Origin of the sequence: Psychrilyobacter piezotolerans, assembly GCF_003391055.1 — a bacterium.
Lineage (GTDB): Bacteria > Fusobacteriota > Fusobacteriia > Fusobacteriales > Fusobacteriaceae > Psychrilyobacter > Psychrilyobacter piezotolerans.
This window is the reverse complement of record NZ_QUAJ01000029.1, coordinates 19,151-32,707: the sequence shown is the minus strand read 5'-3', so window position 1 is coordinate 32,707 and position 13,557 is coordinate 19,151. Positions and strand designations below refer to the sequence as shown.

At 33.2% G+C, this 13,557-nt stretch carries 11 protein-coding genes; 8 read left to right on the top strand and 3 right to left on the bottom strand.

Annotated elements, in window-relative coordinates; genetic code table 11:
- Positions 1-383: ArsB/NhaD family transporter (locus DYH56_RS13140; RefSeq protein WP_304466115.1), on the top strand; the 383-nt coding region annotated here is incomplete at its 5' end.
- A gap of 566 nt (positions 384-949) precedes the next feature.
- Here DYH56_RS13140 and DYH56_RS13135 read toward each other — a convergent pair.
- Positions 950-3,736, bottom strand: coding sequence for a DEAD/DEAH box helicase family protein (locus DYH56_RS13135; protein WP_114643336.1), 2,787 nt, complete (start codon positions 3,734-3,736; stop codon positions 950-952).
- A gap of 1 nt (position 3,737) precedes the next feature.
- Positions 3,738-4,124 carry a (deoxy)nucleoside triphosphate pyrophosphohydrolase gene (locus DYH56_RS13130; RefSeq protein WP_114643335.1) on the bottom strand — a complete coding sequence of 129 codons (387 nt, stop codon included), beginning with the start codon at positions 4,122-4,124 and terminating at the stop codon, positions 3,738-3,740.
- Between the two features lie 764 nt (positions 4,125-4,888).
- Here DYH56_RS13130 and DYH56_RS13125 point away from each other — a divergent pair.
- The 3 genes from DYH56_RS13125 to DYH56_RS13115 all read left to right on the top strand — a co-directional run bounded on the left by DYH56_RS13125 (position 4,889) and on the right by DYH56_RS13115 (position 8,387).
- The gene (locus tag DYH56_RS13125) at positions 4,889-5,842 is read left to right on the top strand and encodes an HD-GYP domain-containing protein (protein WP_114643334.1); all 954 of its coding nucleotides are present in this window, start codon (positions 4,889-4,891) and stop codon (positions 5,840-5,842) included.
- 190 nt (positions 5,843-6,032) lie between these two features.
- Positions 6,033-6,869: a GGDEF domain-containing protein gene (locus DYH56_RS13120; protein ID WP_114643333.1), complete on the top strand. Its 837-nt coding sequence runs from the start codon at positions 6,033-6,035 to the stop codon at positions 6,867-6,869.
- 159 nt (positions 6,870-7,028) lie between these two features.
- Positions 7,029-8,387 carry a phenylacetate--CoA ligase family protein gene (locus tag DYH56_RS13115; protein WP_114643332.1) on the top strand — a complete coding sequence of 453 codons (1,359 nt, stop codon included), beginning with the start codon at positions 7,029-7,031 and terminating at the stop codon, positions 8,385-8,387.
- Between the two features lie 59 nt (positions 8,388-8,446).
- Here the strand turns inward: DYH56_RS13115 and DYH56_RS13110 are convergent, their stop codons facing one another.
- Positions 8,447-9,232, bottom strand: a complete 786-nt coding sequence (locus tag DYH56_RS13110; RefSeq protein ID WP_233500042.1) for a formate/nitrite transporter family protein — start codon at positions 9,230-9,232, stop codon at positions 8,447-8,449.
- A 183-nt stretch (positions 9,233-9,415) separates the two neighbouring features.
- Here DYH56_RS13110 and ftcD point away from each other — a divergent pair, with 183 nt between their 5' ends.
- The 4 genes from ftcD to DYH56_RS13090 all read left to right on the top strand — a co-directional run bounded on the left by ftcD (position 9,416) and on the right by DYH56_RS13090 (position 13,450).
- A complete protein-coding gene (ftcD, locus tag DYH56_RS13105; RefSeq protein ID WP_114643338.1) occupies positions 9,416-10,306 on the top strand; it encodes a glutamate formimidoyltransferase in 891 nt (296 codons plus the stop codon).
- A gap of 59 nt (positions 10,307-10,365) precedes the next feature.
- A complete protein-coding gene (gene hutI / locus DYH56_RS13100; RefSeq protein WP_114643331.1) occupies positions 10,366-11,628 on the top strand; it encodes an imidazolonepropionase in 1,263 nt (420 codons plus the stop codon).
- Between the two features lie 131 nt (positions 11,629-11,759).
- Positions 11,760-12,404: a cyclodeaminase/cyclohydrolase family protein gene (locus DYH56_RS13095; RefSeq protein WP_114643330.1), complete on the top strand. Its 645-nt coding sequence runs from the start codon at positions 11,760-11,762 to the stop codon at positions 12,402-12,404.
- Positions 12,405-12,418: 14 nt separating this feature from the next.
- A complete protein-coding gene (locus DYH56_RS13090; protein WP_114643329.1) occupies positions 12,419-13,450 on the top strand; it encodes a M42 family metallopeptidase in 1,032 nt (343 codons plus the stop codon).
- The last annotated feature ends 107 nt before the right edge of the window (positions 13,451-13,557 follow it).

Below are 13,557 nucleotides of genomic sequence, written 5' to 3'. Positions count from 1 at the left end.
TGGATATTGTTGGACACAATATTGTAAAATACACCCGGGGAAATTTCCCATTGGCAGTGAGTATGATAATGTGGGTATCGGCATTATTCACCTCGGTAATTGGAAATGTAGCCAATGCAGCCATGGTATCCAAGATAATTCATTTTATGATTCCCAGTTTTGAAGGTCTGCAGACTACGACATTCTGGTGGGCACTTTCTATGGGATCACTCCTGGGAGGGAACATAACTATCCTGGCATCGGCAACCAATGTAGTGGCTATAAATTCAGCCACTAAGGCAGGGTGTAAGATAAGTTTTGGTAAATTTATGAAATTCGGCCTCGTAATAGCAGTTCAGACTTTAATTGCAGCTAATATCTACCTGTTCTTCAAATATTTTTAAATCTATAATTTGAATTATAATAAACAATAATCAGTTCTATTTTTTTCTGCTACTTTTGATACAACTGATATATGTCGAAAGAACATTCATATTCAATATCTTAAAAAGGGCAAGAGATAAACTAAATCTATTTGTCCTTTTTTAGTTCTAACATTCATTTCCCTTATGAATGTATAGGGAAGGGGGATAAAATGGCTCTATCAAAGTCTTAAATTCATTGGTATTAATGAGATTGAGAGCAAATATTGTAAGAGATACAATGGCATATTTTTCCAATTGGATAAATGAAAACAAACATTCGTATGATGTAATGAAAAAGCATATAAGAAATGTAAGTTTAAAAAGAAATAAAAATAAGGGTGGCTCATAAGTAGATTTTCTACTTAAGCCATCCTCTTTTTACTTAATATTTTTTTTAGTGGTTGAAAAATTTCTAAATTAGATTAGTTTATAATTGTCTTTGCTAGTAAGTTACAACCGTCATTGTAGAAAAAACTATTGCCAAAGCTCAACGACTAAAAACTTCATTTTTAAAGTTTACACAAAACTTACAACAATCCCAACTATTATTTTTTATATTGTAAAAGTTCTTCAGGTATTTTTTTATCTAACCTTAGGAAGATTTTATTGTTATATTTTTTTACTATTTTTCCAGAGCTATTCTTTTTTTCTTGAATTTTTACTGGTGATATTTCATCGATGATAGTCTCTCCTAAGTTAAAGTAGGCAGTAGAACTATATCCTAAATGTGGAAATTTAGCACAAACTACCATTTTATAACCATTTTTTAACATCTCTACTTTTTTTAAAGCCCCCTCTATAGTAGTAGATTCTTGGGTCATATAGACCACCCTTCCTCTATCATCTATATAGTTATTATGAAAAGAGTCAGAGTTAATTATTTGAATAGGAGAATAAAATTTCTTTTGTTGGTGATCTATTCTCTCACCAACGGCGTTCATATAGCAATCATTAGCATTCATATTGTAAAGAAACTCTCCTTTGTCAACAAGATCAAATGTTTTCATTTCGTATGATTCTTTTTTAGACAATTCTTCAAATAACTCAATATGTTCTATGAATAATTCATAAGCATTCTTATTTTTTAACTCTTCTATAACTTCAGAAGTTAATGAAAGTTTAGTTCCATAATTAAAAATATTAACAAAATCATTTCCTTTTTTGAAGTAATCACTATTTATAGCAGTTTTTTTACCATTTATATCTCTAGGAATGAGAATAGAGATAAGTTCTTGGTTATATATTTTTTCACCTCTCAATAATTTAACGTACTGTTTTAAGATATCGCTGCTATAACCCCTAAAAGTAAATTGAGTAATCAATCCAAAGAATTTTATAAGAAATTTATCATCTTTAGTTATATCGTATTTTTCAACATATTTATTCATAAAGGGTTCATAAAAATTTTTACAAAGCAGTTGCAAAAGGTCTAATTCTTTAAAGTTTGGATTATTATATAGTTCAACCAATCTAGGAATTTCTTTAAACCGATATAATTCATCTATGATTTTAGTTTTTAATCTTGATTCTACTTTAAAATTATTAGATATAGAATTGATTATATTTTCCATAGCTTTTTTTTCAATCTTAACATTGATAAATGGAGAAACAGATTCAAATTCTTCGTTAGCATGTTCAAACAAAGTTCTTTTGTCAGCAGTAGTATTTCCAGTCAAAACTTCAGCAATGGAATAGTTGTTATTTGAATTTCCAATAATATCAAAGACAGTAACATATTTATGTGGGTCTTCAGTTTTTCTAAGTCCTCTACCTAATTGTTGTAAATATATAATGGAAGAAGTAGTGTTTCTTACCATGAAAATTGTGTTTATGTCAGGGATATCAACACCTTCATTAAATTTATTTACTACACATAAAAGTTCTATATCTCCTACGTCACTTTTTAATCGTTTTATATAGTCTTCTACATCTTCTCTGTTAGAATTATTACTGGTAATAGATTTTGTATTTATTCCTATATTGTTTAATTCAATAGATAGTTTATTAGCTTCAGCCATTTGAGAGCAAAAAACAATACCTTTTAGTTTTTCTCCGAAGTGTCCTTTCTCATTTAGTTGTTGCCTCATAAATTTAGCTAATTCATAATAATTAAACTTTTGATTGGGTTCTAACAATTTTTCTTCAAGATCTAAACCATAGTAAGTAAATGGACAGACTAATTGATGATTCATAGCATCTAATAATCTTATTTCATAAGGAACTGTATAATCAAAAATATCAAATAAAAATTTAGGATCTTCAGTTCTCTCTGGAGTTGCTGTAATTCCAAGAGTAAATTGAGGATTAAAGAAATCTATTAAATTATGATAATTAGTATTCTCTCCTATTTTATGAGCCTCATCATAGATTATATAGTCAAAATAATCATCGGGAAATTTATTATATAAGTGGCTATAAGCCGTTTTATCAGTAGTAAAAATAATGTCAGAACTATGAATAGTTCTTAAATTTGATGAATTTAATTCTAATAACTTCTTATTAGGAAAAACCTTTTGGAATGTTTCTATAGCAGATGATAGTATAAGTCTGTTATGTACTAAAAATAGTACTTTTTTAGCTTCAAATTGTTTCACATCAAAAGCAGAAAGATATGTTTTTCCAGTCCCAGTGGCAGCAATTACAAGACCTTTTTCAGATTCTTCCCTACATTTTTTCAACTCAATTAGTGCTTTTTCTTGCATGTAATTAGGAATAATATTGTTTTTTAATTGGAAGTCATGAATTCTTTTATTAAATGTTTTTTTTTCATTAAATAACTGTGTATATTGTTTTATTAATTCGGTGGTGATAGTTTTAGAAAGAGAATCTTCCCAAATGTTATTAAAAATATCTGTGTGTTCTTCTATGATATACCCATCTTTTGTAGAATTTATTTCTACTGCTAGTTCATGAACTAGACCAAATGCCCTAGCTGAAATATTAGAACTTCCCAAAATTATCTTACATTGATCTTCACCTTCACCTAGATATGTTTTTAAATGGAATCCTTTATCCCCAAGACGAGGAGTATAAACTTTTGACTCCATAGGTAACTCAAGAAGTTTTCTCAAAGATCTAGGGTCAGTTACCATTCCTTCAGTAGTTACGATTATTCGGCTATTAGAGTCAAAGTTTTTCAAATCTTGGTAAATAAGGGAGAGTCCAGACCAAACAGCATAACTGACAGCAATGTCAACTCTTTTAGAAGTTCTTAGAAGGTTTTGCACTTTGTCTTTTATGTTTTTAATATTAGTATTAACAACTAAGTTAGGATTATAAGTAATAGACTCTACCTCTTTATTAAATAGTGATTTTTTTATAGCTTTATCCATCTTACTCTCCTATTAATTTTTTTACTATTGGGATGTCTGCTTCAGCCCAATCTAAATTTTTTAGGTTATTTTTATCTAACCATTTACTGTTTAAGTGTTCCATTAATTTAATATCGTTTGTATCTCCATGACAAAGATAAGCATGCATTGTTAGATGGAATGTTTCATATTGATGTTCAATAGTCATAATAAAATTATCTATAGTAATATCCAATAGAAGCTCTTCTTTTAACTCTCTAATAAGAGCGTCTTCTTTGGTCTCTCCTTTTTCAATTTTTCCTCCAGGGAATTCCCATTTCATAGCTAGAGGACCTTTATTTTTTCTTTGAGCGCAAAAATATTTATCTTTATATTTTAATACCGCTGCAACTACTTCAATTTTTTTCATAGCACGCTCCTTTTATTGATACTTTAATCTTCTTTATTTATTTAATTGACTTTAATAAAAAAAAAATAGAGACTCATAATCTTTTATTTCTATCAACAAATGAATAATTTTTTATAATTTTCTCTATCTCAAAAATCTTCTGTATCACTTTCTAAAAATACAACTCTAACACTTAAATTAGAAAGCTTTTAACACTTCTAAAGTATACAATGTTATTACTTTACTTACAAGATTAGTGCAGATTCTTATTTGAATTTATAATAAACTAAAAAGACAGCAGAGGAAAAGTATCTGCTGGATTTGTGCGATGATAAAAAAATGTGATGTTGAATGATAATATAATGGGAGTATTTATGGATAGGCTGACCCCTAAACAAAGAACAAGGAATTGAAGGCTCAACAATTCAAATTAAATTAAAATAGCCATAAACAGGCGGTTAATTTTAATTTTTTTGGAAGCGGCTTAATAAGGCGCTATTCATTTCCCTTCTAAGATGCCCTGAAATTATTAGAGAAATGAGGTGAAACGTCCCTGTTAAAGGTATTGCCGGGATTGGGAGAAAAAAAGACAAAAGGCTGCTGAGTATCCTTAAGGAAATTAAAAACTTCCTTGAGAGTACTGAAGGCAGCCTTTTTTATCTTACGATACTCCTGTATAAAACTTGCTTAAACAAAGATCAGATCCTTGCAGGATTTTACAAAAACCATGGTAAAATATATTGAAATTATATTTTTATTGTTTTAAATAAAAAGAGGTGTATTTAATGGAATATATAAATTCAGCACTAGTCACACTGGGAGTGATCTTTATTTTTTTAGGCTTAATAAATTATTTGAGGCTTTTAAAAAATTCTGGAAATGTCTTCAAAATAATAAAAGGTTCCCATAAAAAGAAAAAAACTCTTATTGTTTTTGCAGCAATGGTTTCCTTTCTATTTTTATATCTATCTCATTTTGGTTATCTTAATTTGAAAAAAGTAATGAATAATCAGCTCACACTTGCAACTTCACTGCTGTTTTTTATGGATGGTTTTTTCATATATATAATCATACTGCTGCTGAAAAATCTTTCATCTTCCCTAAATTCTTTTTATACGCAGACAATTGAGAGTTTAACCAGGGCAGTCAAACTAAGAGACAGGTACACAGGCAACCATTCCGAACATGTAGCCAATTTAGTGAAAGCCATATTTGAGGATCTCCCTTCAAAATTGAAGAAAAATCTTTCAAAAAACGATCTGGTAGAAGCGGCGCTCCTTCATGACATAGGAAAAATTATGACTCCTTCAGAAATTCTAAATAAAAAAAGCGAATTATCTGCCCAGGAATACGAACAAATAAAAAAACATGTATCCGACGGAATCTATATTTTAGAACCCTTTGAGGTCTTTCATAAAATAATTCCATGGATCAAATACCATCACGAAAGAATTGACGGCCAGGGGTATTACAGACTGAAAAAAAATGAAATACCCCTGGAATCCAGAATTATAGCTGTAGCAGACACCTATTCTGCACTTACTACATCCCGTATATACCAGAGGAAGAGATCCCACAGAGAGGCAGTTGAAATTTTAAAAGAAATTTCAGGTACCCAGCTGGACAGCGGAATAGTTGAAATATTGATAAAAATAGAGAATAAAAAAATGGAAAAAATATTTTTAAAGTCAGGTTTTAATATCAGTCAGGATGAATATTATAAGGTCTTAGCCAAATAAAAAAAGGATCCTTTTGAATGAACATAAAAAAAGCTGTGGTATAATGGCTTAAAAATGTTTACTTGGGAGTATTTTTTAAGTATTTTTAGTTTTAATTTTAAGGGGAAGTGAAGTTTAATGAGGTATTATATTATAAAAAGTCGAGGGATTTATACTGGATGATTGATTTTTATACATTGGAGAGTGAAATATGGGGTTGAAGAGGTGGAAGTTTTTAGTTATGAATATTATTTCGATGATGATCTTCATACTTATTATGGGAGCGGTAAATCTAAAAATAAACAGAATAGAGGTTGAATTGAATTTTTTTATTCTGCCTGTATTTTTGGGAATCTTATTTGGGATTATTAATACATACTTATCTGTGAAGAGAACCAGGGATTTGGAGGAGAAGATAAGAGAAAAAACAAAGGAATTTGAGCACTATGCAACCATGGATGATATGACCAATACCTATAATAGAAGAATGGGGCTGAAGATGCTGAAAAATTATTTTATTCTGTCAAAGAGACATAAAAATAACTTATCGGTATGCTATGTGGATATCGATGAACTAAAGTGTGTAAATGACAGCTTTGGTCATGTGGAGGGGGATGAACTCATAAGGAATATTTCTGAAATGCTGAGATCAAGTGTAAGGAAGTCGGATATTGTCTCCAGGATGGGGGGAGATGAATTTCTAATAATCTTTCCTGAATGCGGTATAGAGGGTGCAGAAAAAGTTATGAGAAGATTAGGAGAGAAGATGAGAGTATATAATGAAGTTTCCCAAAAATATTACAGGGCATCGGTGAGCTTTGGGATTTCGGGATTTTCATCCTGTGATGCGAGGACGTTGGAGGATCTCCTGGTAGAAGCGGACAACAGAATGTATGCTATGAAGAAAGAAAACAAAGGAAAGGTTTTTCTGTTGAAAACAGGTGGTATAAATAATAATGTGGAAAATCCCAAATTTAGAGTGAAGAAAGATACAGTTTTTTTAAAATCCCACGAAAACAAACAAAAATTTGTTCAAAGAATGTCCTAAATCAGATATTTTGGACATTTTTTTTTTATTTTTTAAAAAATTTAAGAATAAAAGCAAAAAAAATCTATGTGAAGCCATAGTATAAATTAAAACAAGGAAAAAAATAAAGAAATCCTAATATTATATTAGGAGATCTAATAAAGGCAGGAGGGGATTTTTATGGAAGTTATGCATTTACTTAAAGAGGTCTATAATGTAAAAAAAAATAATAAACGCTCACGGGATGAGATACTAGAACTCCAAAAAAATAAATTAAATGATCTTATTGAACATGTACTGAAAAACTCAAAATTTTATCGTGAATTTTACGGAAAACACGGGATAACCCTGGAAAACTATAAAACAATAGATTACAACAAATACCCTACAATTGATAAAGAAATTATAATAGACAATTTTGATGATCTTATCTGCACAAAAGATTTTAACAGGGAAAAATTGGAAGGTTTTGTAAGTCATAGGGAAAATTGGGGAAAAAAATATAAAGGTAAATATACAGCTATGACTTCTTCAGGTTCTACCGGGAATCCTACGATATTTGTTTATGATCAAAAGGCATGGGCTGCAGTAAAGGCTTTTATTATAGGAAGGGTCGATCCTTCTCATAAGGTTAAATTATTAAAAAAAGAGAGGATTGCTTTTATTATAGCAACAGGGGGGAATTTTGCCAGCTATAATCTGGCCCAGGAAGCAAAAAATATTAACTATACAACTTTAATTTTAAATGTTAATGATGACTTTGAAGAGATGGTAAAATTGTTAAAGGAATTTCAACCGACTATATTGTCAGGATACTCTTCATCTATAGCCGCCCTGGCAGAAGAAAAACTCAGTGGGAATTTGGATATATATCCAGAAAGAGTATTCTGCTCAGCGGATAAATTAACTCGAAACAGGAGGGAGATAATTGAAAGAGCGTTCGGAGTAACTCCCTTGAATTTTTACGGAGCAACCGAATCTCTGGGAATGGCTTCTGAGGATCCCAAAACAAGTAAACTTATTCTTTTTGATGACTATTATAAATTTGAGATAGTCGATGAAAAAATGGAGGAAGTACTGCCGGGAGAAGTAGGGGATCTCATAGTAACCAACCTTTATAATTATGTAATGCCCCTTTTAAGGTATAGGATGGAAGACAGGCTGAAAAAATCCAAAGACCAGAATTTTAATTTCACCCTTATAGATGAAATTGCAGGTAGAGTAGTGGATGATCTCTATTTTGAAAGAGGAGACGGAAGCGGGGAAAAAATAACAGCTCTTCAACTGGTGGGAATGTATTTTAATAATGTAAAGAAAATTCAATTTGTACAGAATGATAAAAATACCTTAAAAATTAAATATGTTGGAAGGGGGGACTTAGAACCCGGGAAAGAAATTTTATCCCTGATGATTGAATTTTTTAGATCTAAAAATCTTGAGAAGGATGTAAAAATAATAACAGAAAAAGTAGAAAGAATTCCTGTAGATCCCCGTACAGGAAAATACAGGCAGATAATTCCATACAAAAAAGAAGACTGAAGTCATAAGACTGTATAAAAAATAAAAAGCCGGCAGATTGCCGGCTTTTGAAGTGAAATTTAATTTTTGTTTTTCACTAATAAGAAATAATATACAGCAGGAAAAATTAATCCTCCAGAAAGAGCATTTCCAATGGTAACAGGAATAAGATTGTTCATGAACATCTCCCCTAAGGTATAATGTGCTCCTAATATCTTTCCTAAACTTAAAACATACATATTAGCTACTACATGCTGAAATCCGCAAAGTACAAATAACATAATCGGGAACCAAACACCTATAACTTTAGAGATAAGATCCTTTCCAGACATGGTCATCCAAACACCTAAAGCTACTAAAACATTACAGAAAAATGCACTGGCTACAGCTTCAGAAAAACCTAAAATTGCCTTATGCTCTGCCATATGGACAGCCACAGAATGAACTGCTTCAGACTTATACAGCCCTGCTGTAACAGCTAATACAGCTGCGATTATAGAACCTGTAAAGTTTCCCAGCCATACAAAGGTCCAGTTTCTAAGTAAATTTTTTAAACTGATTTTTTTATCCAGCAGTGCAAGAGTCAGCAGGTTATTGCTGGTAAATAAAGACCCTCCTACAACTATACATAACATTATCCCAACCGGGAAGACACTGGCTCCCAGGAAGCTGGCTAATCCTGTATCTACCCTGGTTCTCATAGTCTGGGTAACAACCATATATCCCATATACCCCAGAGCAATGAAAAATCCGCCTAAAATACCAAATAAGAATACGTCGATACTTTTATTTTTAGCTTTTTTAATACCCATGTTGACAACATTATTTGCTGTTTCATAATTATCGTACATGTTTTCTTTACACATATTATACCATCCTTTTTTAATTCCTAAATTTGAACACAGAAGATATTGTATCATAAAACAAAAATAAATAAAATACTTTTTTCACTTAAGCTTAAAAAAATATATAAAAAAATTGGAAAAAAGCGGAAAAAGTACTAATATAAAGGTGTAGAAAATTAAAAAATTTAGGGGGTCAGAGGGATGTTGGATCAAATAATACAGTGTGTACCTAATTTTAGCGAGGGAAAAGATTTAGAAAAGATAGAAAAAATAGTTGCTCCTTTAAAAAATAGAGAGGGGGTAAAACTCCTCAGTGTAGAGCCGGATAAAGACTATAACAGAACAGTTGTAAATATAATAGGGGAGCCCTTAAAAGTATTGGAAGCTGTATATGAAGCTGTAGGAATTGCCACAGAATTGATAGACCTGAATATTCATAGGGGAGAGCACTCCAGGATGGGGGCTACAGATGTAGTACCCTTCATACCTGTTAAAAATATAGAGATGGAGGAGTGTATAGAGTTAGCCATAACATTGGGGAAAAGGATAGCTGATGACTATAAAATTCCGGTATTCTTATATGAAGAGGCAGCTACCTGCAAGGAAAGGGTGAATCTTGCTGCTGTGAGAAAAGGGCAGTTTGAAGGGATGGCAGAAAAATTGAAAGATCCCCAGTGGAAGCCTGATTTCGGCCAGTGTATCCCCCATAAAACAGCAGGAGTAGTAGGGGTAGGAGCCAGGCTGCCGCTGGTAGCATTTAATATAAATTTAGGAACGACAGATATAAATATAGCCAAGAATATAGCCAAGGCAATCAGGCATTCCAGCGGCGGGTTCAGATATATAAAGGCCGGACCGGCAGAGCTGAAAGAAAAAGGGATAGTGCAGGTGACTATGAATGTAGTAAACTATAAAAAAACACCGTTGTACAGAGTTTTTGAAACTGTAAAGATGGAAGCCAAAAGATATGGGGTACCGGTATTGGGGAGTGAGATCATAGGGAGTGTGCCCATGGAAGCCCTGGCTATGAGTATGGAATACTACTTAGGCCTGGATGGATTTTCTATGGAGAAGGTATTGGAATCTAATCTATAAAACAATAAATATGTTCTATTATAAATTCGACCGAAGGTCGTATGGGGGGATAAATTAAGATGTATGCTGATTTAATTGTAAAAAATATAGGTAATTTAATTACCATGGGAGAAGGAAAAAAACCAAGGGTTGGAAAAGAAATGAATGAAGTTGAGATAATAAAAGATGGATATATAGTAATAAAAGACGGGAAATTTTTAGAGGTAGGATCAGGGGAGGCGGATAAAAAATACATAGGGGGATCTACCCTTATAAAGGATGCCATGGGACTCACTGTAACTCCCGGATTAATCGACCCTCATACACATCTGGTCCATGGGGGAAGTCGTGAAAATGAGTTCTCTAAGAAGTTAGACGGGGTTCCCTATATGGATATTTTGAAAGCCGGAGGGGGGATTTTGAGTACAGTGAATTCCACAAAGCAGGCCAGTTTTGAAGAATTATATAAAAAAGCTAAAAAAAGTTTGGATATAATGTTATCTTTTGGTGTAACCACTGCAGAAGCGAAGAGCGGGTATGGTCTGGATCTTGAAACTGAACTAAAACAGCTGGAAGTTGCAAAAAAATTAAATGAAGATCATCCTGTAGACTTAGTGTCAACATATTTAGGAGCCCATGCTATGCCGCCTGAATATAGGGATGACAGGGATAAATTTATTGACGAGATAATAAAAGCCCTGCCTGTAGTTAAAGAAAAAAAATTAGCGGAGTTTTGTGATGTTTTTTGTGAAGAGGGAGTTTTTTCCATAGAGGAAACCAGAAAGATATTGAATGCTGCCAAAGAATTGGGATTTAAAGTGAAGATCCATGCAGATGAGATAGCAACCCTGGGGGGAGCAGAATTATCGGCAGAGTTAGGAGCGTTTTCTGCTGACCATCTTATGGCTGCCAGTGAAAAAGGGATGGATGATATGGCAAAAGCTGGAGTAATAGCTGATATCCTGCCTACAACCTCATTTAATTTGAATAAAGACTATGCCCGTGCCCGTCTGATGATAGAAAAAGGTGTAGCAGTAGCCCTGTCTACAGACTATAATCCTGGAAGTTCTCCTACAGAGAATTTGCAGCTGGCTATGCAATTGGGATCATTGAAATTAAGGATGACTCCTAAAGAGGTTATTACTGCAGTTACCGTTAATTCTGCTTATTCAGTGGATAGAGGAAAGGAGATTGGGAGTATCTCAAAAGGGAAGAGAGCAGATTTTGTGATTTTTGATACACCAAACCTGGAATATATAATGTATCACTTTGGAATCAATCATACCAAGGATGTGTATAAAAATGGAGTGCAGGTAGTGGAAGATGGAAGAATTATTTACTAAGTAAAAACCAGAACCATGAATTGTAACGGTGAAATGGAAGATAAAACACAATTAAGAGATCTGAATGGATTTCAAATGTAACTATACATTATAAATTATCAATTTCGCCGCAGGCGATAGGGGGGATAAATATGAGTTATTTAAATATAGAATTAGGAGACTTTATAGATGTGGTGGATTCAGATGCACCGGCACCTGGAGGAGGAAGTGTGGCAGCTCTCTCTTCATCACTGGGGATAGCACTGTCTCGTATGATGGCATCACTGGTTATAGATAAGAAGAAGTACAGAGAATTTGATGATATGGTTAAGGAAGAGTTTTTAACAAAACACAGAAGACTTCTAAAAATAAGAAAAAGAGTAGAAATGTTAATAGATGAGGATACAAAATCTTTTAATGAGCTTATGGGAGCATATAAACTGCCTAAAGATAACGATGAAAATATAGCAGTCAGAAAAGAGGAAATTCAAAAAGCTACCTTAAAAGCTACGGAAGTTCCCTTTGAAATAGCTAAAACATCTTTAGAGGCGATGGAATTATTACCGTTTTTCTCTGAATACGGAAATATGAATGCCATAACAGATCTGGGTGTAGGAGCTATGCTGCTGGAAACAGGGATCAGAGGAGCTATACTCAATGTAAAGATAAATTTAGGATCTTTAAAAGACCAGGATAAAGTAGATAGATTTAAGAGGAACTACGAAAGAATTGAGGAAGAATCTATAATCCTGAAGGAAGCCATTATGGATTTTGTAAATAAAAAAATTGAGTTATAAAAAAGGAGAAACAGATGAAATATATTACAAACTATATGGTAGAAAAATTAGTTGAGATATTGAATATCCCCAGTCCAAGTGGTGACACCGAGAAGGGGATAGCAGTATGCAGGAAGGAGTTTGAAAGATTAGGGGTGAAAACTGAAATAACTCCCAAGGGAGCATTGAAGGCAGTGATAGCCGGTAAAAAAGAGGGGAGCAGGATAATTGCAGCACATATCGATACCTTAGGCGGGATGGTAAGGGAGGTTACATCCAACGGTTGTTTAAAATTAACTCAGATTGGCGGGTATGCCTGGAACTCTGTAGACGGAGAATACTGCACTGTATCTACTATGAATGGCAGGGAGATCAGGGGGACGATCTTATTTGAAAAATCCTCTGTACATAACTACGGGGACGCTCCTAGAACAGATAAGAGAACAGAAGATAATATGGTAGTAAGATTGGACGAACTGGTAGAAAATGCAGAAGATATTAAAAAATTGGGGATAAATATAGGGGATTTCGTATACTTGGATCCCAGGGTAGAGGTAACTCCGTCTGGATTTGTTAAGAGTCGTCATCTGGATAATAAAGCCGGGGTAGCGATAATATTAGGTGTCTGTAAATACCTAATGGAAAATGAGATAGTCCCGGAGTACACCTTGGAATTTTTTATATCTAACTATGAGGAAGTAGGTCATGGTGCATCGGGAATAGCTACACCATTGACCCGTGAAATATTGGCTATAGATATGGCATCTCCGGGGATCGGGCAGACTTCCAAAGAGAATAAGGTGACTATCTGTGCTAAGGATTCTTCGGGTCCCTACGATTTGGAGATGAAGAAACGCCTGGTGAACTTATGTGAAGGCGGGGAAATTGATTATGTTATAGATATTTATAAGCACTATGGTTCAGATGCCAGTGCACTTTTACGTGGAGGAGCACAAATTAAACATGCTCTTATAGGTCCCGGGGTAGATGCATCTCATTCATATGAGAGAACCCATGTGGACGGACTGCTCAATACAGCTAAGTTAGTAATTGAATACTGCAGATAAAAAAACAAATAAATAGATAAAAAGAAAAACATAAATTTTTGGTGGATACCGGGAATTTATGTTTTTTTTATTATTTCAAATTCTTTCTGTATATATGTACACTTTAA

Coding starts and splice junctions, on each gene's coding strand:
- DYH56_RS13135 (WP_114643336.1), bottom strand. CDS start 3,736: ATGGATAAAGCTATAAAAAAATCACTATTTAATAAAGAGGTAGAGTCT.
- DYH56_RS13130 (WP_114643335.1), bottom strand. CDS start 4,124: ATGAAAAAAATTGAAGTAGTTGCAGCGGTATTAAAATATAAAGATAAA.
- DYH56_RS13125 (WP_114643334.1), top strand. CDS start 4,889: ATGGAATATATAAATTCAGCACTAGTCACACTGGGAGTGATCTTTATT.
- DYH56_RS13120 (WP_114643333.1), top strand. CDS start 6,033: ATGGGGTTGAAGAGGTGGAAGTTTTTAGTTATGAATATTATTTCGATG.
- DYH56_RS13115 (WP_114643332.1), top strand. CDS start 7,029: ATGGAAGTTATGCATTTACTTAAAGAGGTCTATAATGTAAAAAAAAAT.
- DYH56_RS13110 (WP_233500042.1), bottom strand. CDS start 9,232: ATGTGTAAAGAAAACATGTACGATAATTATGAAACAGCAAATAATGTT.
- hutI (WP_114643331.1), top strand. CDS start 10,366: ATGTATGCTGATTTAATTGTAAAAAATATAGGTAATTTAATTACCATG.
- DYH56_RS13095 (WP_114643330.1), top strand. CDS start 11,760: ATGAGTTATTTAAATATAGAATTAGGAGACTTTATAGATGTGGTGGAT.
- DYH56_RS13090 (WP_114643329.1), top strand. CDS start 12,419: ATGAAATATATTACAAACTATATGGTAGAAAAATTAGTTGAGATATTG.